This window comes from Pseudomonas paracarnis, from assembly GCF_904063055.1.
Lineage (GTDB): Bacteria > Pseudomonadota > Gammaproteobacteria > Pseudomonadales > Pseudomonadaceae > Aquipseudomonas > Aquipseudomonas paracarnis.
The window spans coordinates 1-20585 of the sequence record NZ_CAJFCN010000006.1; the positions used below are offsets into that span (position 1 = coordinate 1).

Annotated in this window: 18 protein-coding genes; 7 read left to right on the forward strand and 11 right to left on the reverse strand. The window is 60.9% G+C overall.

What is annotated here, in order from left to right:
* Nucleotides 1–220 precede the first annotated feature (220 nt).
* From JMV15_RS14180 to pap, 3 genes are all read right to left on the reverse strand, one after another.
* Nucleotides 221–1177, reverse strand: coding sequence for a DMT family transporter (locus tag JMV15_RS14180; RefSeq protein ID WP_014719260.1), 957 nt, complete (start codon nucleotides 1175–1177; stop codon nucleotides 221–223).
* 633 nt (nucleotides 1178–1810) lie between these two features.
* Complete coding sequence (locus JMV15_RS14185) at nucleotides 1811–2995, reverse strand: thiolase family protein (RefSeq protein WP_038450990.1); 1185 nt, start codon at nucleotides 2993–2995, stop codon at nucleotides 1811–1813.
* 92 nt (nucleotides 2996–3087) lie between these two features.
* A complete protein-coding gene (pap, locus tag JMV15_RS14190) occupies nucleotides 3088–4602 on the reverse strand; it encodes a polyphosphate:AMP phosphotransferase (RefSeq protein ID WP_020302249.1) in 1515 nt (504 codons plus the stop codon).
* Nucleotides 4603–4756: 154 nt separating this feature from the next.
* Here pap and mnmC point away from each other — a divergent pair, with 154 nt between their 5' ends.
* The 5 genes from mnmC to JMV15_RS14215 all read left to right on the forward strand — a co-directional run bounded on the left by mnmC (nucleotide 4757) and on the right by JMV15_RS14215 (nucleotide 12035).
* A complete protein-coding gene (mnmC, locus tag JMV15_RS14195; protein WP_038450992.1) occupies nucleotides 4757–6757 on the forward strand; it encodes a bifunctional tRNA (5-methylaminomethyl-2-thiouridine)(34)-methyltransferase MnmD/FAD-dependent 5-carboxymethylaminomethyl-2-thiouridine(34) oxidoreductase MnmC in 2001 nt (666 codons plus the stop codon).
* A gap of 136 nt (nucleotides 6758–6893) precedes the next feature.
* Nucleotides 6894–8666 carry an N-acetylglutaminylglutamine amidotransferase gene (locus JMV15_RS14200; RefSeq protein WP_201491670.1) on the forward strand — a complete coding sequence of 591 codons (1773 nt, stop codon included), beginning with the start codon at nucleotides 6894–6896 and terminating at the stop codon, nucleotides 8664–8666.
* Between the two features lie 3 nt (nucleotides 8667–8669).
* Nucleotides 8670–10415, forward strand: a complete 1746-nt coding sequence (gene ngg / locus JMV15_RS14205) for an N-acetylglutaminylglutamine synthetase (protein ID WP_014719265.1) — start codon at nucleotides 8670–8672, stop codon at nucleotides 10413–10415.
* Between the two features lie 135 nt (nucleotides 10416–10550).
* Nucleotides 10551–11735, forward strand: a complete 1185-nt coding sequence (locus JMV15_RS14210; RefSeq protein WP_014719266.1) for an osmoprotectant NAGGN system M42 family peptidase — start codon at nucleotides 10551–10553, stop codon at nucleotides 11733–11735.
* A gap of 72 nt (nucleotides 11736–11807) precedes the next feature.
* Nucleotides 11808–12035: a YheU family protein gene (locus JMV15_RS14215; protein ID WP_003192759.1), complete on the forward strand. Its 228-nt coding sequence runs from the start codon at nucleotides 11808–11810 to the stop codon at nucleotides 12033–12035.
* Nucleotides 12036–12042: 7 nt separating this feature from the next.
* On the opposite strand, the gene csrA is transcribed toward JMV15_RS14215, so the two are convergent.
* Both csrA and JMV15_RS14225 read right to left on the reverse strand, forming a co-directional pair.
* Nucleotides 12043–12246, reverse strand: a complete 204-nt coding sequence (csrA, locus tag JMV15_RS14220) for a carbon storage regulator CsrA (protein ID WP_038450996.1) — start codon at nucleotides 12244–12246, stop codon at nucleotides 12043–12045.
* Between the two features lie 127 nt (nucleotides 12247–12373).
* Complete coding sequence (locus JMV15_RS14225) at nucleotides 12374–13189, reverse strand: SDR family oxidoreductase (protein WP_014719268.1); 816 nt, start codon at nucleotides 13187–13189, stop codon at nucleotides 12374–12376.
* A gap of 329 nt (nucleotides 13190–13518) precedes the next feature.
* On the opposite strand from JMV15_RS14225, the gene JMV15_RS14230 reads away from it, so the two are divergent.
* Nucleotides 13519–13671: a DUF3309 family protein gene (locus tag JMV15_RS14230; RefSeq protein WP_003192767.1), complete on the forward strand. Its 153-nt coding sequence runs from the start codon at nucleotides 13519–13521 to the stop codon at nucleotides 13669–13671.
* Between the two features lie 99 nt (nucleotides 13672–13770).
* Here JMV15_RS14230 and JMV15_RS14235 read toward each other — a convergent pair whose 3' ends face one another.
* The 5 genes from JMV15_RS14235 to JMV15_RS14255 form a co-directional block, all read right to left on the reverse strand.
* Nucleotides 13771–15858, reverse strand: a complete 2088-nt coding sequence (locus tag JMV15_RS14235) for an LTA synthase family protein (RefSeq protein ID WP_014719269.1) — start codon at nucleotides 15856–15858, stop codon at nucleotides 13771–13773.
* Between the two features lie 348 nt (nucleotides 15859–16206).
* Complete coding sequence (locus JMV15_RS14240; protein WP_003192770.1) at nucleotides 16207–16398, reverse strand: PLDc N-terminal domain-containing protein; 192 nt, start codon at nucleotides 16396–16398, stop codon at nucleotides 16207–16209.
* A 67-nt stretch (nucleotides 16399–16465) separates the two neighbouring features.
* Nucleotides 16466–16996, reverse strand: coding sequence for a hypothetical protein (locus JMV15_RS14245; protein ID WP_032903736.1), 531 nt, complete (start codon nucleotides 16994–16996; stop codon nucleotides 16466–16468).
* A gap of 41 nt (nucleotides 16997–17037) precedes the next feature.
* Nucleotides 17038–17553 carry an ankyrin repeat domain-containing protein gene (locus JMV15_RS14250; protein WP_014719271.1) on the reverse strand — a complete coding sequence of 172 codons (516 nt, stop codon included), beginning with the start codon at nucleotides 17551–17553 and terminating at the stop codon, nucleotides 17038–17040.
* Nucleotides 17554–17659: 106 nt separating this feature from the next.
* The gene (locus JMV15_RS14255) at nucleotides 17660–19486 is read right to left on the reverse strand and encodes a long-chain-acyl-CoA synthetase (protein ID WP_014719272.1); all 1827 of its coding nucleotides are present in this window, start codon (nucleotides 19484–19486) and stop codon (nucleotides 17660–17662) included.
* 468 nt (nucleotides 19487–19954) lie between these two features.
* Between JMV15_RS14255 and JMV15_RS14260 the strand changes: the two genes are divergently transcribed.
* Nucleotides 19955–20233 (forward strand): DUF3509 domain-containing protein, encoded by a 279-nt coding sequence (locus JMV15_RS14260; RefSeq protein ID WP_003172952.1) that lies wholly within the window; start codon nucleotides 19955–19957, stop codon nucleotides 20231–20233.
* 59 nt (nucleotides 20234–20292) lie between these two features.
* Here the strand turns inward: JMV15_RS14260 and JMV15_RS14265 are convergent, their stop codons facing one another.
* Nucleotides 20293–20562: a response regulator transcription factor gene (locus tag JMV15_RS14265; RefSeq protein ID WP_014719273.1), complete on the reverse strand. Its 270-nt coding sequence runs from the start codon at nucleotides 20560–20562 to the stop codon at nucleotides 20293–20295.
* Nucleotides 20563–20585: the final 23 nt, after the last annotated feature.

Below are 20585 nucleotides of genomic sequence, written 5' to 3' on the forward strand. Positions count from 1 at the left end.
TGGTCGAGAACAATAGCTCACGAGAATACTGCCGTTGCCGGTGTTCTTCGAAAACCTGATCAATCCACTCGGGGGCAATAGCCTGCTGCAGCGCCAGTTTGGCCATGACACTGGCAGGTGCTTTTTTCTCGAAACGCGCTAGAACTTCCGCCCACATCGTTTAGGTACCCCCTGAATGAATTTCAGGGGATTTTACAGAAGACCTTGAAAGGGCTGGCGCTTAAACCGACATCCGCAGCCGCCGGGCCCTGAGCCCGGCGAGCAGCGAAGGCGCCAGCGCCACCATCGCCGAGCCCGTCACCACCACTAGCGCCCCCACATACCCCAAGGCATTGATCTCTTCGGCTTGCACATAGTCCGGCCATAGCCACGCCGCTACCGCCACGGCTACGAAGGTCACCAGGGGCGTCAACGCCAGGGTTGCACTGACCCGCGAAGCTTCCCAATGCGCCAGGGCTTCGGCAAATGCGCCGTAGGCCACCAGCGTATTCATGCAGCACGCCAGCAGCAGCCAGCCTTGCAGCGGGCTCAACTGCAACGCCTCCAGCGGATGTGCCCAAGGGGTGAGCAACAGCGCGCACGACAGATAGATCACCATCATCACCTGCAGCGAATTCCACACCGTCAGCAACTGCTTCTGACCCAGTGCATAGAACACCCAGATGGTGGTGGCGAGCAGGATCGTCAGCACACCGGCGGTGTAGGTGCCCATGGACGTCAGCAATTCCACCAGACGTTGGTTGAAGAACAAACCAAAGCCTGCGATCAGCACCAACAACCCCACTCCCTGCCCCAGGCTGAAGCGCTCCTTGAACACAAACACACTGGCTACCATCAGAAAGATCGGCCCCATCTGCACCACCAACTGCGCCGTGCCCGGGCTGAGCATTTTCAGGCCCACCAGGTACAACACGTAGTTGCCCACCAGGCCACACACCGCCATGCCCACCAGCCACCCACCCTTGGGGCCAAGCACTTTGCGGCTGGGCAGGCGTTTGGTGGCGGCCAGGTAAACGAACAGGCACGTGCCCGCTACCATGAGGCGAAACCAAGTCACAGTGATCGGGTCCATCACCTGCAACACTTGCTTGAGCTTGATCGGGAGAATGCCCCACAGAAACGCGGTCAGCAGGGTCAGGAAGAAACCGTAGACCCAGCGGCCGGAAGAGATGTGCATGAGTGCCCCAGATGCCAGAGGAAGTGGAGCAGGCATTCTAGGGGCAAGTCACTGAGTTCGGATACGTCACAGTCTTGAATGGGGGAGCTGGCTTGCAAGCGATGGCCATAGGCATCTATATAAATTTCATAGGTTGTTGCAGCCAACGGTAACCACGATGCGAAGCGAGCCGCTCTTGATCTGGCTCTTGATCTGCTTTTGATTTTGATCTTAAGCGCCCCGTTAAACCACGCTGGCCGAACGCAGGTTTGAATTCGTGGGTAACCCGGCAGGACGCCGGGTTAGCCGCCCCGCGCCATGGATGGCGCGTGGCGGCGGCCCACGGATTCAAGCCTGCGTTCGGGCACACCGAGCCTAGGCGAGGTGCCGAGTGGTGGGGCAAGAGCCCTTTGGTTACTTTGGGGCTTTTCCAAAGTGACCCGCCGTCAGGCGGAACCCTAGGTGGCCGTTACCGCAGAAATGGATATGTACTCGCTATTACAGTGTCGCCTGCCAGGCCGCCTTCGCGAGCAGGCCCGCTCCCACAGTTGGGTTGTGGGGTGTCAGGGAGAGAAGTATCGGCTAGTAGGCCGTCATCGCAGGCAAGCCAGCTCCCACATTAGCCCTCCCACACTGGCGCTGTTCCAACCGCAATCAGCGTACGGCTTCGAAGAGTCCGGTGGCGCCCATCCCACCCCCCACGCACATGGTGACAATCCCGTAACGCAGGTTGCGCCGTTGCAGCTCGCGCACCAGGTGCCCCACCTGCCGCGAGCCGGTCATGCCGAACGGGTGCCCGATGGAAATCGAGCCGCCGTTGACATTGTATTTGGCATTATCGATCTCCAGGCGATTGCGTGCGTAAAGGCACTGGGAAGCAAAGGCCTCATTGAGTTCCCACACGTCGATGTCCGCCACCTGCAAGCCCTTGGCCTTGAGCAACTTGGGCACCGAGAACACCGGGCCAATGCCCATTTCATCCGGCTCGCAACCGGCCACGGTAAAGCCCCGGAAGAACGCCTTGGGCTTGAGCCCCAGTTCCAGAGCTTTTTCCAGGCTCATCACCAGGGTCATCGACGCACCGTCGGAAAGCTGCGAGGAGTTACCTGCCGTTACCGAGCCATCCTCGGCAAATACCGGCTTCAGGCCGCTGAGGCTGGCCAGGGTGGTGTCCGGGCGGTTGCAGTCGTCACGGTCGACCACGCCATCCAGGATCTGCACCGTGCCAGTGTTCTTGTCCTCGACCTTGTACTTGACCGCCATCGGCACGATTTCATCGTTGAACAAGCCATCAGCCTGGGCCTGGGCGGTGCGCTGCTGGCTTTGCAGCGCGTAAAGATCCTGGTCTTCGCGGCTGACGTGATAGCGGCGCGCAACGATTTCGGCGGTCTGGCCCATGGGCAAGTAAATGCCCGGCACCTGTTCCTTAAGCAGCGGGTTGATCAGGTTATCGGTGTTGACGCTCTTCATGGTCAGGCTGATGGACTCCACGCCACCGGCAACAATGATGTCGCTGCAGCCCGAAGCGATCTGGTTGGCGGCAATGGCAATCGCCTGCAAGCCCGACGAACAGAAACGGTTGAGGGTCATGCCCGCCGTACCGGTGCCCAGTTGCGAGAGCACCGCCACGTTACGCCCGATGTTATAGCCCTGGGCGCCTTCGTTGGAGCCGGCACCGACGATGCAGTCTTCTACCGTCGCAGGGTCGATACCGTTGCGGGCCAGCAGCGCATTGACACAATGGGCCGCCATGTCATCGGGGCGGGTCTGGTTGAACTTGCCGCGAAAGGACTTGGCCAGGCCGGTTCGCACGCTGTCGACGATCACTACTTCACGCATGGGCTACCTCGATCTTGTGGTTGTTGATCGAGGATAGAGCCGGGCCAGGCCGACCGCGATGATCATTCACTGCGTGGATGCAAAAGCATGGGCTATTTCTTTTTCTTTTTGTCGTGCTTGTCGCTTTTATCAAACGCCTCTTCCAGCGCACGGTTGATGGTGCGCAGCACCTTGACCCGCGCCCAGCGTTTGTCGTTGGCTTCTACCAGGGTCCAAGGCGCCACCTCGGTGCTGGTGCGGTCAACCATATCGCCCACCGCCGCGCGGTAGTCGTCCCACTTGTCGCGATTGCGCCAGTCGTCTTCAGTAATCTTGAAGCGCTTGAAGGGGATTTCTTCACGGGCCTGGAAGCGTTCCAGCTGCGTCTCCTTGTCGATGGCCAGCCAGAACTTGACCACGATCACGCCCGCATCGCGCAGTTGCTCTTCGAAGTCATTGATCTCGCCATAGGCGCGCATCCAGTCCGCTGGGGTACAGAAGCCTTCGATGCGCTCCACCAGCACGCGACCGTACCAGGAGCGGTCAAACACGGTGAACATGCCGCGCGCCGGGATCTTCTGCCAGAACCGCCACAGATAAGGCTGGGCCCGTTCGTCTTCGCTGGGCGCGGCAATCGGCACGATGTGGTACTGGCGTGGGTCCAGTGCTGCCGCCACACGGCGGATCGCCCCGCCCTTGCCTGCCGCGTCGTTGCCCTCGAATACACTCACCAACGCGTGCTTGCGCATGCGTTTGTCGCGCATCAGCCCAGAGAAGCGCGCCTGCTCGGTAATCAGTTGTTCTTCGTAATCATCCTTGTCCAGGCGCAGGGTCATGTCGAGGCTGTCGAGCAGGCTCTTTTGGTCCACCGAGGCAAGCAACGGCGCCGGGTTCATGCCGCTGGCCTTGACCTTGGCCTGCTTCAGGGCACTTTGCAGCCCATCGAGCAGGATCTTGCCCACGGTCAGCCCCCGGTAATGGGGGTCGACGCCTTCGATCACATGCCACGGCGCGTAATCGCGGCTGGTGCGGCGCAGCACCCGCTCACCGAAATGTACGAACTTGTCGTAGGTCCTGGACTGCTGCCAGTCCAATGGGCTGATACGCCAGCTGTGCAGCGGGTCGTCGGCCAAAGCCTTGAGGCGCGCCTTCATCTGTTTTTTGGACAGATGGAACCAGAACTTGAAGATCAGCGCACCTTCATCGCAGAGCATCTTTTCCAGGCGTTCGGCGCCGGCAATGGCCTGGTCCAGCCGCGCATCCTTGATCTGCCCATGCACGCGGCCTTGGAGCATCTGGCTGTACCAGTTGCCGAAGAAAATGCCCATGCGGCCCTTGGCCGGCAGTTGCCGCCAGTAGCGCCAGGCCGGTGGGCGCGCCAGTTCTTCGTCGGTTTGCTGGTCGAAGGTGCGCACTTCGATCAGGCGCGGGTCCATCCATTCATTGAGCAGCTTGACGGTTTCACCCTTGCCCGCGCCCTCGATGCCGTTGATGAGGATGATCACCGGGAAGCGCTTCTGCTGTTGCAGCTCGTACTGAACTTCCAGCAAGGCTTCACGCAGGGCTGGCACCTCGGCGTCGTAGGTGTCTTTGTCGATGGCGTGACCGATTTCGGCGGATTCGAACATGGGCAGCTCCGTTTCAAGATGGCTCAAGACTAGCGGATTGGGCCAAGACACGCGCAAGGAAATACAACCCAGCCTTGCCATGGATCAATTCAACGCCTGTTGATCGGCTAGAATGGCCGCCTTGCCTTTGCCCGCTTTCATTTTATGAGCCGCCATGAACCCCATCACCCACGCCCAGCTCGACTGGGATGACCAAGGCCGCCCGCATTCGCGGGTATTCGACGACGTGTATTTCTCCGACCAGTCGGGCCTGGAAGAAACCCGCTACGTGTTCCTGGAGCAGAACCGCTTGCAGGAACGCTTCGCCGCCTTGCCCACAGGTGGGCGCCTGGTGATTGGTGAAACTGGCTTCGGCACCGGTTTGAACTTCCTCTGCGCCTGGCAGTTGTTCGAACAGCACGCAGTCGCCGGTGCGCGGCTGCACTTTGTCAGCGTGGAAAAGTACCCCCTCAGCCATGCCGACCTGCAACGCGCCCTCGCCCTCTGGCCCGAACTGCAACCCTTGGCCGAGCAACTGCTGACGCAATACATTGCCATCCACCAGGGTTTCCAGCGCCTGGTACTGGACAATGGCCGCGTGACCCTGACCCTGTTGATCGGCGATGCGCTGGAACAGTTGCCGCAACTGGACGCCCAGGTCGATGCATGGTTTCTCGACGGGTTCGCCCCGGCGAAAAACCCCGACATGTGGACCGCTGAGCTGTTCGCCCAACTGGCGCGCCTGGCGGCACCGGGCTCGACCATCAGCACCTTCACCAGCACCGGCTGGGTAAGGCGGCTGATCAATGCCGCCGGGTTCAAGATGAAACGCACGCCGGGCATCGGCCATAAATGGGAGATCCTGCGTGGGGAGTTTGTCGGTTGGCCCGCCGACTTACCCGCGCTGGCCCCACGTAAACCCTGGTTCGCCCGACCACCCGCCATCAAGGATGAACGCCACGCCCTGGTCATCGGCGGTGGCCTGGCCGGTTGCGCGACTGCCGCCAGCCTGGCCGCCCGGGGTTGGCGTGTCAGTCTTCTGGAGCGCCACGCCGGCCTGGCACAGGAAGCTTCGGGCAACCCACAGGGTGTGTTGTACCTCAAGCTTTCGGCCCATGGCACGGCTTTGTCCCAGTTGATCCTCAGCGGTTTTGGCCACACCCGACGCCTGCTGGAACACTTGCACCGAGGTGTCGATTGGGACGGCTGTGGCGTGTTGCAACTGGCGTTTGACGCTAAAGAAACCCAGCGTCAGGCTCAATTGGCAAACGCCTTTGCTCCGGATCTGCTGCAGCTGCTGGACCGCGACCAGGCGCAGCAAAAGGCGGGAATCGAACTGGCCCACGGCGGGTTGTTTTTTCCACAGGGCGGTTGGGTGCATCCACCCGCGCTGTGCCAGTGGCAGGCGAAACATCCACTGATTGAAGTGCTCACCCACCACGAGGCCCTGGAACTGCGCCGGCTCGACGACCAATGGCAAGCCCGCGCCGGTGACCGCGTATTGGCCAGCGCCAGTGTCGTGGTGCTCGCCGGGGCTGCGGAGATCAAGCGTTTCCCCTTCAGTGCAGACATACCGCTCAAGCGCATCCGTGGGCAGATCACTCGGCTGGCGCAAACCTGCGCGAGTAAAGCGCTGGCCACGGTGGTCTGTGCCGAAGGCTACGTCGCGCCGGCCCGGCTTGGCGAACACACCTTGGGCGCGAGTTTCGACTTCAACAATCAAGACCTCACGCCCACGCCCGCCGAACACCATGGCAACCTGCAGATGCTGGGTGAGATTTCTACCGACCTGCTGCAACGCCTGGGTGCTGATCGCTTGACACCCGAACAGCTGGAGGGCCGTGCCGCGTTTCGTTGTACCAGCCCCGACTACCTGCCCATCGTTGGGCCACTGGCTGACCATGCGGCGTTTGAGCAGGCTTATGCGGTACTGGGCAAAGACGCGCGGCAAGTGCCGCAAACGCCATGTCCGTGGCTGCCTGGGCTGTTTCTCAACAGCGGCCATGGCTCGCGTGGATTGATCACCGCGCCGTTGTGCGGCGAACTATTGGCTGCGTGGCTGAGTGATGAGCCCCTGCCCGTGCCCACCAGCGTGGCCGAGGCTTGCCACCCCAATCGATTTGCCCTGCGCGCGCTGGTGCGAGGCCAGGGCGCTGCACAAAAAAAGCCGGATTAAAGGCAAGGCGGCGATCTGGCTTATAACTTATCGGTCTAAAACTCCACGCATAGCACTGGGTCAGTTTCTGGGTACGCGCCCTTTTGGGCGTATTGAGTGTTGACCCCTCCCCAACGGAAAAACCGGTAAGGAACTTATGTGTGGATTAGCTGGCGAGTTACGCTTTGATCATCAACCTGCCGACCTGGCAGCCGTAGAACGCATCACCCACCACCTCGCCCCCCGAGGCCCCGACGCCTGGGGCTTTCATGCCCAAGGGCCGATTGCCCTGGGCCACCGCCGCCTGAAGATCATGGACCTGTCGGACGGCTCTGCCCAACCGATGGTCGACGCCCATCTGGGGCTGTCCCTGGCGTTCAATGGCGCTATCTATAATTTCCCGGAGCTGCGCCAAGAGCTGGAAGCCCTGGGTTACGCCTTCTATTCCGGCGGCGACACCGAAGTGTTGCTCAAGGGCTACCACGCCTGGGGCGAAGCGCTGCTGCCCAAGCTCAACGGGATGTTCGCCTTTGCCATTTGGGAGCGTGATGCGCAGCGCCTGTTCATCGCCCGCGACCGTCTGGGGGTCAAACCTCTGTACTTGTCGCGCACCGGCCAACGCCTGCGCTTTGCCTCGGCGCTACCCGCGTTGCTCAAGGGCGGCGACATCAACCCGATCCTCGATCCGGTGGCGCTCAACCATTACCTGAATTTCCACGCCGTGGTCCCCGCGCCGCGCACGCTGCTGGCCGGCATCGAAAAGCTGCCGCCCGCCAGCTGGATGCGCATCGACGCCAGCGGCAAGACCGAACAGAAAACCTGGTGGACCCTGCCCTACGGCCCCCATGAGGACGAAAAACACCTGACCCTGGAAGACTGGACCGACCGCGTGCTCGACAGCACCCGCGAAGCCGTGGCCATCCGCCAACGTGCGGCGGTGGATGTGGGTGTGCTGCTGTCAGGCGGCGTCGATTCGAGCATGCTCGTCGGCCTGCTGCGTGAAGTGGGCGTGGAGGATTTGTCGACCTTCTCCATCGGCTTTGAAGACGCCGGCGGCGAACGTGGCGATGAGTTCCAGTACTCAGACCTGATCGCCAAACACTACGGCACCCATCACCACCAACTGCGCATCGCCGAAAGCGAGATCATCGAGCAACTGCCGGCCGCCTTCCGCGCCATGAGCGAGCCGATGGTCAGCCATGACTGCATCGCCTTCTACCTGCTGTCGCGGGAAGTGGCCAAGCATTGCAAAGTGGTGCAGAGCGGCCAGGGCGCCGATGAACTGTTCGCCGGTTACCACTGGTACCCACAAGTGGACGGTGCCAGCGACCCGTACGCGGCCTACCGCGAGGCGTTTTTCGACCGCAGCTACGACGACTACGCGGCGACCGTCGCGCCCCAATGGCTGACCGCCAACGACGCTGCCGGCGACTTCGTGCGCGAGCATTTCGCGATGCCGGGCGCCGACGCGGCGGTGGACAAGGCCCTGCGTCTGGACAGCACGGTGATGCTGGTGGACGACCCGGTCAAACGCGTCGACAACATGACCATGGCCTGGGGCCTGGAAGCGCGCACACCGTTCCTCGACTACCGCCTGGTAGAACTGTCGGCCCGTGTGCCGGCCCAGTTCAAGCTGCCCGACGGCGGCAAACAGGTGCTCAAGGAAGCGGCGCGTCGGGTGATCCCCAGCGAAGTCATCGACCGCAAGAAAGGCTACTTCCCCGTGCCCGGCCTCAAGCACCTGCAGGGCGATACCTTGAATTGGGCGCGCGAGTTGCTGCTGGACCCGAGCCAGGACCGCGGGCTGTTCAACCCGGCCATGCTCGACCGCTTGCTCACCGACCCGCAAGGCCAATTGACCCCGCTGCGCGGCTCCAAGCTGTGGCAGCTGGCGGCGCTGAACCTGTGGCTGAGCGAACAAGGAATCTGATCCATGAAACCGAATGCCGCGGCTTACAGCCAACGCTTACTCAAGGGCCAGGCGCCGACCTACGAGCGCCTGCAAGCGCGCCTGGCCGAAGATGGCAGCGCACTGGCCGCCGACCCGATTGCCGTGCATTGCGGCTGGGGCCGGTTGTTGATTGGCCACACCTTTCCCGACCCGGCAAGCCTGGCCCAGGAACTGCTCAACGAGCAGCCTGGCGAGCGCGATATCGCCCTGTACGTGGCAGCGCCCCAGCAAATCCTGGGCATTGACCCGCAGCAACTGTTCCTCGACCCGTCCGACACCCTGCGCCTGTGGTTCACCGACTACCGCCCGGCCACCCGGGTGTTTCGCGGCTTTCGTATTCGCCGGGTACAGAGCGAGGCCGACTGGCAAGCGGTCAACCACTTGTACCAGGGCCGCGGGATGCTGCCCATCGACCCGGAACGCCTCACCCCACGTCATCAAGGCGGCCCGGTGTACTGGCTGGCCGAAGATGAAGACAGCGGCGCGGTGATTGGCAGCGTGATGGGCCTCAACCATCACAAGGCCTTCCACGACCCGGAGAACGGTTGCAGCCTCTGGTGTTTGGCCGTCGACCCTCAATGCACCCGCCCTGGCGTCGGTGAAGTGTTGGTGCGCCACTTGGTGGAGCACTTCATGAGCCGAGGCTTGAGCTACCTGGACTTGTCGGTGCTGCACGATAACCGCCAGGCCAAGAGCCTTTACGCCAAGCTCGGCTTTCGGGCGTTGACCACCTTTGCAATCAAGCGCAAGAACGGCATCAATCAACCGCTGTTTCTGGGCCCGGGGCCTCAGGCGGAGTTCAACCCTTACGCGCGCATCATTGTCGAAGAAGCCCACCGACGCGGTATTGATGTGCACGTTGACGACGCCGATGCGGGTTTGTTCACCCTTAGCCACGGCGGGCGTCGCGTGCGTTGCCGTGAGTCCCTGAGCGACCTGACCAGCGCCATCAGCATGACCCTGTGCCAGGACAAGAGCCTCACCCACAAGGTGCTCAAGGCGGCGGGCCTGCAGGTGCCGGTGCAACAGTTGGCGGGCAGTGCCGACGACAACCTGGAGTTTCTCGACGAACACCAGCGCATCGTGGTCAAGCCGCTGGATGGCGAGCAAGGCCATGGCGTCGCCGTGGATCTGCGCAGCATCGAAGAGGTGCAGCAGGCGATCGAAGCGGCGCGCCAGTTCGACAGCCGCGTGTTGCTGGAAAGCTTCCACGAAGGCCTGGACCTGCGCATTCTGGTGATCGGTTTTGAAGTGGTCGCGGCTGCGATTCGTCGCCCTGCCGAAGTGATCGGCGACGGCCAGCATTCGATTCGCGCGTTGATCCAGGCGCAAAGCCGTCGTCGCCAGGCGGCCACCGACGGCGAGAGCAAAATCCCGCTGGATGCAGAAACCGAGCGCACCCTCAAAGCCGCAGGTTACGACTACAACAGCATCCTGCCCCGTGGCGTGCAACTGGCCGTGCGACGCACCGCCAACCTGCACACCGGGGGTTGCCTGGAAGATGTCACGGCGATCCTGCACCCGACACTGGTGGATGCAGCCGTGCGTGCGGCCCGTGCCCTGGATATCCCCATGGTCGGCCTGGACCTGATGGTGCCTGCGGCCGACCAGCCAGAGTATGTGTTTATCGAAGCCAACGAACGGGCCGGCCTGGCCAACCATGAACCGCAACCCACGGCTGAGAAGTTTGTGGATTTGTTGTTCCCACACAGTCAGCCGGCTACCTGACTACCGATCGTTCCCACGCTCCGCGTGGGAATGCAGCCTGTGACGCTCTGCGTCACCACAGCGGACGCAAAGCGTCCCTGAGGCGTTCCCACGCAGAGCGTGGGAACGATCGCCCTCAACTCATCAGGAGTTTCCATGACCCGAACCATTCCCGAACCCGATCTCGCGTACCTGCAAAAAGTGCTGCTGGAAATGCTCGCCATTCCCAGCCCCACCGGTTTTACCGACACCATCGTGCGCTACGTCGCCGAGCGCCTGGAAGAACTCGGCATCCCGTTTGAAATGACCCGGCGCGGCACCATTCGCGCCACCCTCAAGGGCCAGAAAAACAGCCCTGACCGCGCCGTCTCCGCCCACCTGGACACCATCGGCGCCGCCGTGCGTGCGATCAAGGACAACGGGCGCCTGACCCTGGCGCCGGTGGGCTGCTGGTCGAGCCGCTTTGCCGAAGGTAGCCGGGTCAGCCTGTTCACCGACAACGGCGTGATTCGCGGCAGCGTATTACCGCTGATGGCCTCCGGGCACGCATTCAACACCGCCGTGGATGAAATGCCGGTGAGCTGGGACCATGTCGAGCTGCGCCTGGACGCCTACTGCGCCACGCGTGCCGACTGCGACTCCCTGGGCATCAGTGTGGGTGACTACGTGGCGTTCGACCCACTGCCCGAGTTCACCGAGAGCGGGCATATCAGCGCTCGCCACCTGGACGACAAGGCCGGCGTCGCCGCCCTGCTCGCCGCGCTCAAGGCCATCGTCGACAGTGGCGAACCCTTGCTGATCGACTGCCACCCGCTGTTCACCATTACCGAGGAAACCGGCAGTGGCGCAGCGGCCGCCCTTCCCTGGGATGTGAGTGAGTTTGTCGGCATCGATATCGCCCCGGTCGCCCCCGGCCAGCACTCCAGCGAACATGCGGTGAGCGTGGCCATGCAGGACTCCGGCGGGCCCTATGACTATCACCTGTCCCGCCACTTGCTGCGCCTGGCGTCGGACAACGACCTGCCGGTACGCCGCGATCTGTTCCGCTATTACTTCAGCGATGCGCACTCGGCGGTCACCGCCGGTCATGACATTCGCACTGCATTACTGGCCTTCGGTTGTGACGCCACCCATGGTTACGAGCGTACCCATATCGACAGCCTCGCCGCCCTGAGCCGCTTATTGGGCGCCTATATCCTCAGCCCGCCGGTGTTTGCCAGCGATGCGCAACCGGCCCAGGGCTCACTGGATCGGTTCAGTCATCAGATCGAGCATGAAACGCAAATGGAGAGCGACACCCGCGTGCCGTCGGTGGACAGCCTGGTCGGCCAGAAGTCCTGACGCGGTGAGTTGATACTGGCAACAAAGGTCCCGGCGCAGTAGCATCGCCGGGACCTGACACCTGAGGCTTGTATGCTGATTCCCTACGATGCACTTGAAGTCGACACCCTGACCCGCCTCATCGAAGACTTCGTCACCCGCGACGGCACCGACAATGGCGACGACACGCCCCTGGAAACCCGCGTGCTGCGCGTGCGCCAGGCGCTGACCAAAGGCCAGGCGCTGATCGTCTTCGATCCCGAGAGCGAGCAATGCCAGTTGATGCTCAAGCACGATGTGCCCAAGCACCTGTTCGACTGAAGCCCGCCTAAGGGTTGGGCACCGGCACGGGGTGGGTAGCCTGGCCCTCGCCTTTGAGAATCTTGCGGTACACCTCGGCACGGTACACGTTGACGCCCACCGGCGCCTCGATGCCGAATTTCACGTGAGTACCGTTCACTTCAAGGATATGCACGGTGATGTCATCGCCAATGGCGATGGCTTCGTCTATGGCACGGCTTAAGACCAGCATGGCGGTAGTCCTTTTCCAGTAACAGGACCTCGACCATGCCCCCTTCGCACTGGACCGACAATGGCTTGCCGGCAAATCAGGCATCTCCTACACAGGTAGGTAATTTGCCTGACAGACCCCAGTCAAATCAGGCCTTAACAGCCTGCGCCTTGGCGCGCATCTTGTCGGCCATCAGGGTCATTTCGTCATACAGCAGTTGCGGATTTTTTTGCTTCAACGCCCAAGCCATCCGGCCTTGCTCGTGGGGCAGGATCATGAATTCGCCTTCGGCCACGCGCTGGTAAATGTAGTCGGCAATATCCGCCGCCGAGATGGGCGAACTCTCAAGCAACTTGCCCACTTGAGCCTTCATGGCTGGGGTTGGCCCACGGAACGAGTCGAGCAGGTTGGTCTGGAAAAACGACGGGCACACCACATGCACGCCCACTTCCTGTTGCTTGAGTTCCACCAACAGGCTCTCGGATAACGCCACCACGCCCGCCTTGGCGACGTTGTAGTTGCTCATGGCCGGGCCCTGCATCAGCGCTGCCATTGACGCGATGTTGATGATGCGCCCCTTGCTCTTTTCCAACAGAGGCAGGAACGCCTTGCAGCCTTTGACGACGCCCATCAGGTTGATTGCGATCTGCCAGTCCCAATCCTCCAGGGACAGTTCAGCGAAGAACCCGCCCGAGGCCACGCCGGCGTTGTTGACGATCACATCGATGCCCCCGAGCTTCACCTCACAGGCCTGGGCAAAGGCCGTTAGCTGGCTATAGTCACGCACGTCGCAGCGCTGGGTAAAGCCATCCCCCCCGGCTTCGCGAACCTGCTTGAGGGTTTCCTGCAAACCGGGCTCGCTGACATCAGACAACGCCAACTGCCAGCCTTCACGGGCCCAGCGCAGAGCGATTTCGCGACCCAGGCCAGACCCGGCGCCAGTGATCATCATGCGGTTTTGCATAGGAAGTAGCCTTGTGGTTCACGAAAGAAGTGACCGGCAGTGTAGCGAAGGTTTTTGCTCTACCCACGCACCATCAGGGTGATGAATGCCCCGGGCAAACCGTGGGCTCGGTCGCAGGCGTGCCTATAGATTAAGTTCAATTTTTTTCAACTGATTAGTTCAAGTTGCGCACGCGTTAAAAGAAATAAGCGACCCATCAAAATGTTTTATAAAAACAATGAATTTTTTACGAAGTGGCAGAGTCGGAATGGGTAAGGCGTCCCACTGTACATGGACGAACCAACGGTTAAACAGCCGGTTTTTGCAAAGAACCTATAAGGAATAAAACCATGAGCCTCATTCTGATTATTATCCTGATCCTGCTGCTGGTCGGTGGTCTGCCGGTGTTCCCGCACTCGCGTAACTGGGGTTATGGACCGTCGGGTATCCTGGGTGTGGTACTGGTTGTTCTGCTGGTGCTGTTGTTGCTCGGCAAGATATAAACACCGCGCTACGGTGTTTGTCGGAGCGAGCAAGCGCTCCTACAATTGAGAAGCAAAAAAAGAGGCCTTCTAGAAGGCCTCTTTTTTATTGTCGGTCAGTTAGTCCGGCTTACCGTCCACGACACCTGCGGTGTTATCCAACAAGCTCTTGGTCGCGGTCTGCAGGAACGACTCGAGTTTCTGCTTGAGTGCAGCTTCGTCCGGCGACTCCGGAATCACCTTGCCAGTCGGCTCGGCGCCCAGTGTGTATTCCCACAACTTGGGTGGCATTTCCTTGGGCAATACCAGTACGCGGTCGCCGGTGAGCAAGGCCACGGTCTGGTCGCTGCCCGATGGCTTGATCACGCCGAAACCCTTGTCACCTTCGGGCAGGTTCAGCAGGTCGCGGCCCCAGCACTGGTGCAAGGTATCGCCGCCCAGGCGGCCCATGATGGTCGGCACGATGTCGATCTGGGTGCCCACAGTGTGGTCACGCTCACCGAACTTCTCGCGCATGCCCGGTGCAATCATCAGCATCGGCACGTTGAAGCGACCCAGGTCCATCTCGGTGATCTGCTGCTCATTGCCAAAGCCGTGGTCACCGACGATCACAAACAGGGTTTCCTTGAAGTACGGCTCTTTGCGGGCCTTTTCAAAGAACTGGCCCAAGGCCCAGTCGGAGTAACGCATGGCCGTCAAATGCTCGTTGAGGCTGCCACGGTCGGTGACCTTCTCAACCGGCAATGGGGTCGGCAATGCGTACGGCGTGTGGTTGGACAGGGTTTGCAGCAGTGCGTAGAACGGCTTGCCGCCTTCGCGCGCCTTCAGTTCTTCCAGGCCACGGTTGAACATGTCCTGGTCGGACACGCCCCAGGTCGGGTCGGAGAATACCGGGTCGACGAAGTCATTGCGGCCGATGAAGTTGGTCATGCCCTGGTTGCTGAAGAAGCCCGACTGGTTGTCCCAGGCGAAATCGCCGTTGTAGACATACACATCGTCGAAATCACGCGCACTGAGCAACTGCGGCAGGCCCGACAGCTTGTGGCTGCCTTCCGGGGTCTGCATCAGGTATTCGAAACCCGGCAGGTTCGGGAAGCAGGCCATGGTGGCGAACATACCCTGGTGGGTGTGGGTGCCGTTGGAGAAGAAGCGGTCGAACAGCAAGCCCTCGTGGGTCAACTTGTCGAAGTACGGGGTGATATTGCCCGGACGTCCCAATGCGCCCACCGAATGACCGGCGAAGCTTTCCATCAGGATCACCACGACGTTCTTGATCGGCAGGGTTTTCTCGGCCGGTGGCGTGAAGTCACGGCGCACGGCAGCGGTGTCGGTGTCTACCAGCTTCTCTTGCGGCAGCACCAGCATGTCGCGCACGGTCTGGGTGGCCAGTGGTTGTTCCAGCGTCGCCTTCCAGATGTTGGCGCGGTCTTCACCGAAGCGCGCCTTGGCCGCCGCGATCAGCGACAAGGTGCCATTGAGGCCTAACTGGTTGGCGAAGTTCGAGTCAGTGGTGTAGACGTCACCCCAACGCAGCGGTGGCCCTTGGCGCAGGGTGCCACGGATGGCAACCACGGCAACCAGCAGGCAAACCATGAACACTGCGATGCGGCTGTACCACGGCGCCACCTGGCGCGTGCTGACAGTGCCGCCGCTGAACGGGCCCCGTGGGCGCGTTGCGCGGTCAGCGCCCTTGAAGGCCATGCTCAGGATCAGCGTGCCCACGGCCCAGGCCAGCAGGTAACGCACCACCGGGAAACCGTACCAGAGCATGCTCATCACGGTTTTCGGGTCTTCCTTCACATACTGGAAGACCAGGCCGTTGAGGCGCTGGTGGAATTCGCGGTAGAAGTCCATCTCCATCAAGCCCAGGAACAAGGCGATGCTGGACGCGACGGTCAGCCACAAACGGAAGAACCCGCGCGCCGCCATGGCCCGCACGCTGAACAGCGCCAACAGCAGCGGAATCAGCAGGTACATCACCAGGCGAATGTCCAGGCGCAAGCCGTTGGCGAACGCTTCAAGGAACGTCGAGGCCGGCGTATCGAGGATCATCTCGCGGTTGTAGACCAGCAACGCCAGGCGCAGCAGGGAAAACATCACCATCATGACCAATGCGCAGAGCAGCGTGTACGCCAGATGGGATTTGACGGTCGGTTGCAGCAGGCGATTTGAAGCTCGCTGCTGATTCAGGGCGTCCGGGTTTGCCATGTCGTTTTAGGACCCATTGGAAGTTTAAGTTGCGAAATAATGCAGTGGCGTCCGTCCCTCGCCCAGGCTGGCTGGGGTAGGCGGTTAACGCGGTGGCACAAATGGTGCCCGATCGAGGCCGGCAAGGCTATTAATTACTGAACGTAAGGCACGGCCCTGCCTTTAAGGGCACTGGAGATAGAGCCCTGGCAGCCGGATAAAGCCGGCGAATTGTCTTGGATGGGATGTGAAAATTTCGTGCGGCGAATAGTTTCGACACACAAATTTAATTAACGCCGTAAACCCCACTGTGGGAGCAGGCAAGCCAGCTCCCACATTGACTGTGCCCGCTCCAAATCGAGTGGGTCGTCAGATCCGCACGTTACCACGCGGCCCGGCGATAGCCCAGATGATCAGGCCCAGCACTGGCAACAGCAGGATCAACAGGATCCACAGCACTTTAGCGCCGGTGCTGGCGCCGCTTTTGAACACGTTGATGATTGCCCAGATATCCAGCGCGAGGATGATCAGGCCAATCAGACTATTAAACGTGGAACCCATGGTGTCGCTCCTAAGTGAGGGCATGCACTTGTAGGATAGTCAGCCTTGGCGCGGGTTCCGTTTTATTTCAGACGTGTACGGCAATCTTCAAGGCTTCCAATGATGGTTCGGCCTTGATGCCGACTTCGGCACACAGTTCCAGTACCCGCGCCAGGTCGTTGCCGAACACCAGCACCGCCTGGATCTCGTCGTCCAGCAACTGGCTGAAGTTCATCAGCACATAACCGCCGTCTTCCGGGCTCAGGGCGCTCATCTGGATCTGGATGCGGTTGAGCGCGGTCAGGTCTTCGGTCTTGGCCAATTGCTTGGGCTTGAGGTTGAACGCCACGCCCGGACCGAACGACGCGACGATCTGGGCAAACAGGTCGCCATAGGTATCGGCCTGGAACAACACCGTGTCTGGCAGGCTACCGACCACCACCCACTCTCCCAGCGGAATCGGGAAACTGTCGTCGTAGTTGATATCCGGATTGGCCGCCAGGAACGCCGCCGGGTCCGCGTAGGCCTGGGCCGCTTCGTCGGCAATACGCGCGACTTCATCCTCCCCCATGACGCCGGCGCTGATTTTGCTGATGAGTTCGACGAGGGCGGTTTTCATGGGGCGATCCTGTAACGGGCAAGTTTTGAAGGGCGCGTAGCCTACACCAGTTTCTGCAACTGCGCCGCCGTATCCACCGCGCCCATGGTCTGCGCCGCGGCCAGTGCCGTCGCGCCTTGTGCATCGGTGGCCTTGGGGTTTGCGCCTTTACCGAGCAGGTAATCAACCATGTCAACGCGGTTGAACATCGCCGCCATCATCAAGGCCGTACGCCCGTCCGAGGAGGCCGCGTCAATCGGCGTGCCGCCCTCGATCAACGCCTGCACCACCGGCAGGTTGCCTTTGAACGCCGCGCCGGCAATCGGCAACTGGTTCTTGTCGTTGGCGATCAGGGGGTCGGCCTTGAACTCCAGCAGCACTTTGACCGCCTCGGCATGGCCGTGGTACGCCGCGAGCATCAACAAGGTGTCGCCATTGTGATTACGAAAGTTGGCCGGCAGGCCTTTCGCCAACAGTGCGGCAAGCATGGCGGCGTCGCCGCGCCGGGCGACGTCGAAGACTTGCTCGGCAAACTCGGCGGCTTCGTCTTCGGTCATTTGTTTAGGCTGATCTGACATGGGGGCTCCTTGCTGAGGCGACTGACATAACTGTTTAAGGCGCCCAGTGTCGCGATGGAGTTCCCCGGTGTCATGGCTTTTTTGTCAAAAGCCGCCATAGCCAGAATCAATAACGGAATTGGCCGCCCTGGATCTGCGCCAGCAATTGCCCGGTCACCGGCACATAGCTGTCCGAACCCGGCAACCAGGCGTAGACCGGGTCATTGCCAGCCTTGTCCGGGTCGAACCCTTGCTCCTTGAGCTTCACTTTCTGGTACTTGAACGTGCCGGTGGTTTCCATCTTCACCTTGATCCGCAAAAACAACGGCACCGCATAAGGGGGCAACTGGCCGTGGGCGAATTGCAGCAGTTCGCGCATGTCCAGGCTGGCCAGGGATTCGCTGGGGGTGATGGCGACCATGCCGGCGCGGCCGTTGGTGTTGTCGATTTCGACGCCATAGGCCACCACTTCAGCGATCTGCGGGTGTTTCAGCAGGACGTTTTCCACCTCGGTGGTCGAGACGTTTTCGCCCTTCCAGCGATAGGTATCCCCCAGGCGATCGACAAATTGCGCATGCCCGAAACCGATGCTGCGCACCAGGTCGCCGGTGTTGAAATAGCGGTCGCCTTTTTCGAATACGTCTGTCAGTACCACCTTGCGGTTCTTTTCCGGGTCGGTGTAACCGTCGAAGGGCGACTTATCATCAATGCGCGCCAATAACAGGCCCTGCCCGCCGGTGGGCACCTTGACCATGAACCCGTTGCTGCCGCGCAGCGGTTCACCAGTGTCATGGGCGTAGTCCACCAGCGCCCAATGCTGCAGGCAAAAGCCGATGGTGTTGTCAAAGTTCAGCACGTTGGTAAAGCCGATATTGCCGTCGCTGGCGGCATACAGTTCGCAGATATGCTCCACACCATAGCGCTGCTTGAACTGCGCCCACACACCGGGGCGCAGGCCGTTGCCGACCATCTTGGTCACCTGGTTATCACGGTCCTGCGCACTCGCGGGCTGGTCGAGCAGATAGCGGCACAGCTCACCGACATAGCCCAGGGTGGTCGCCTTGAACTTGCGTGCATCGTCCCAGAACTGGCTGGCGCTGAATTTGCGCCGAATGGCAAAGCCGGACGCACCGATAATCGCCGCCCCCCAGCACACGCACAGGCCGGTGGCGTGGTACAGCGGCAAGGTGCAATAGAGGACGTCCTGTGGCCCCATGTCCAGGGCGATACTGCCGAAGCTCACGGCGGTTTTGGTCCAGCGCCCGTGCTTCATGATGCCGGCCTTGGGCAAGCCGGTGGTGCCGGAGGTGTAGATATAGAAGCAGGGATCGTGGAAGAACACCTGCGCGGAACTCGCCGGGTTGTCCACCGGGCTTTCGGCACTGGCGGCCATCAGGTCGATGTAGCCGTCGGGCACCCTACTGCCCGGCTGATCGGCCACGAACCAAGTGCGCTCGGCCGGGATCTGGACTTGATCGCGCACTGCTGCGTAAGGGCTCAGCAATTCGGCACCGACCACAATGGCAACCGGCTTGACCAGGGTCAGGCTGTGTACCAGCGCCCCTTGAGTTTGCGCCGTGTTGAGCATGGCGCAGATGCCGCCCAGCTTGGCCACGGCCAGCACGTTGAGCAGCAACTCGGGGCGATTCTCGATAAACAGCGCTACCACATCGCCCTTGCGGATGCCCTGGGCCTGCAAGTGATGGGCAATGCGATTGGCGCACTGATTGGCGTCGCGGTAGCTGATCACGCTGTCCCCATACAGCAGGGCAGCACCGTCAGGGTTACGCAAGGTGGCTTGTTCGAAATGCCAGCCCAGGCCGCAGGGTTGGTTGGGGTCGGTGACGTTGGCCGCACGCATGCCGCGCACCACCCGTGGGAGCGCCCGAACAATGGCAGGCACCTTACGCAGCATCATGCGCCAGGTGATCATGTCGACTTGCTGATGAGTCATGGAGGGACGTCCCTTTTCTTATTCTTGGTCTGGTCCAGGTACATCGACTGGTGTAGCGGAAAATACGTCAGCGGTTCTTTGGCTGTACACGCGGGATTTGAAAAGTTTTGTATCTCGTGGCGGCCGGCCGATGCTTATCTCCCTGACACCCCACCCTCAAAATGTAGGAGCTGGCTTGTCGGGTCGGCGCATCGCTGCGATGACGACCTCCTAGCCGACCGGGATTTTTCCGAGCAAAAGACGGTCAGTATCATTACAGCCCTCCCCCTTCCAGCCGGAAAAATCACCGGGCAGATAGCGCAAAATGCAGGATGCACGATGGCCCTTCATGCAAATTGCACGAAAACGAAAATCCTATAAATTTATAACTTGCTGATTTATAACGATTTTTTAGAATAACCAATACTGGCACAATCACTGCACCTATCACTCCATGCTTGCCAACTTGAGCCAATGGAGCTGATAGACATGAGCCTGATCCAAGATAAATTCGCTTCAGTATTCTCCAACTACGACGTCACCACCCAGCCACGTCCGGACGGCGGTATCCTGTTGACCCTGCGCAACAGCGAAGGTAAGCAGGTCAAGCGCTCGATCTCTTATCAGCAGCTGCACACTGCCGACCAACTGACTTGGGTGATTAGCGCTATTCGCCGTGACTTGGCCGAACAAGCCAGCGAACTGCCGCAGATTTCGATGTTGCAAAGCCAGAACCGCTTTGCGCTGCCGACCTATCACTCGGCCTAATCTACACCTCTGAAAAAGGGCCGCGACGCTACTCAGCGTCGCGGCCCTTTTTCATGCCATTAACATAAGCCCTGCCGAACCGCCTCATTCTTTGCCTGCACACGGTTGGTGACATCCAACTTGCCGTAGATGTTGCGCAGATGAAATTTCACCGTGGCTTCAGAGGTGGCGCGAATCTGGCTGATTTCCCAGACAGTCTTGCCCTCGGAGGCCCATCGCAGGATTTCCAGCTCCGTGGGAGTCAGGGGCTTGCCGGACAAGCTCCGGCGTTTTCTGATAGCCGTGGGCACAATAACCGACGGGCGATACGTCTCCTCGGGGCCACTCATTGTTCTCTCCTTATGTCTGCTGA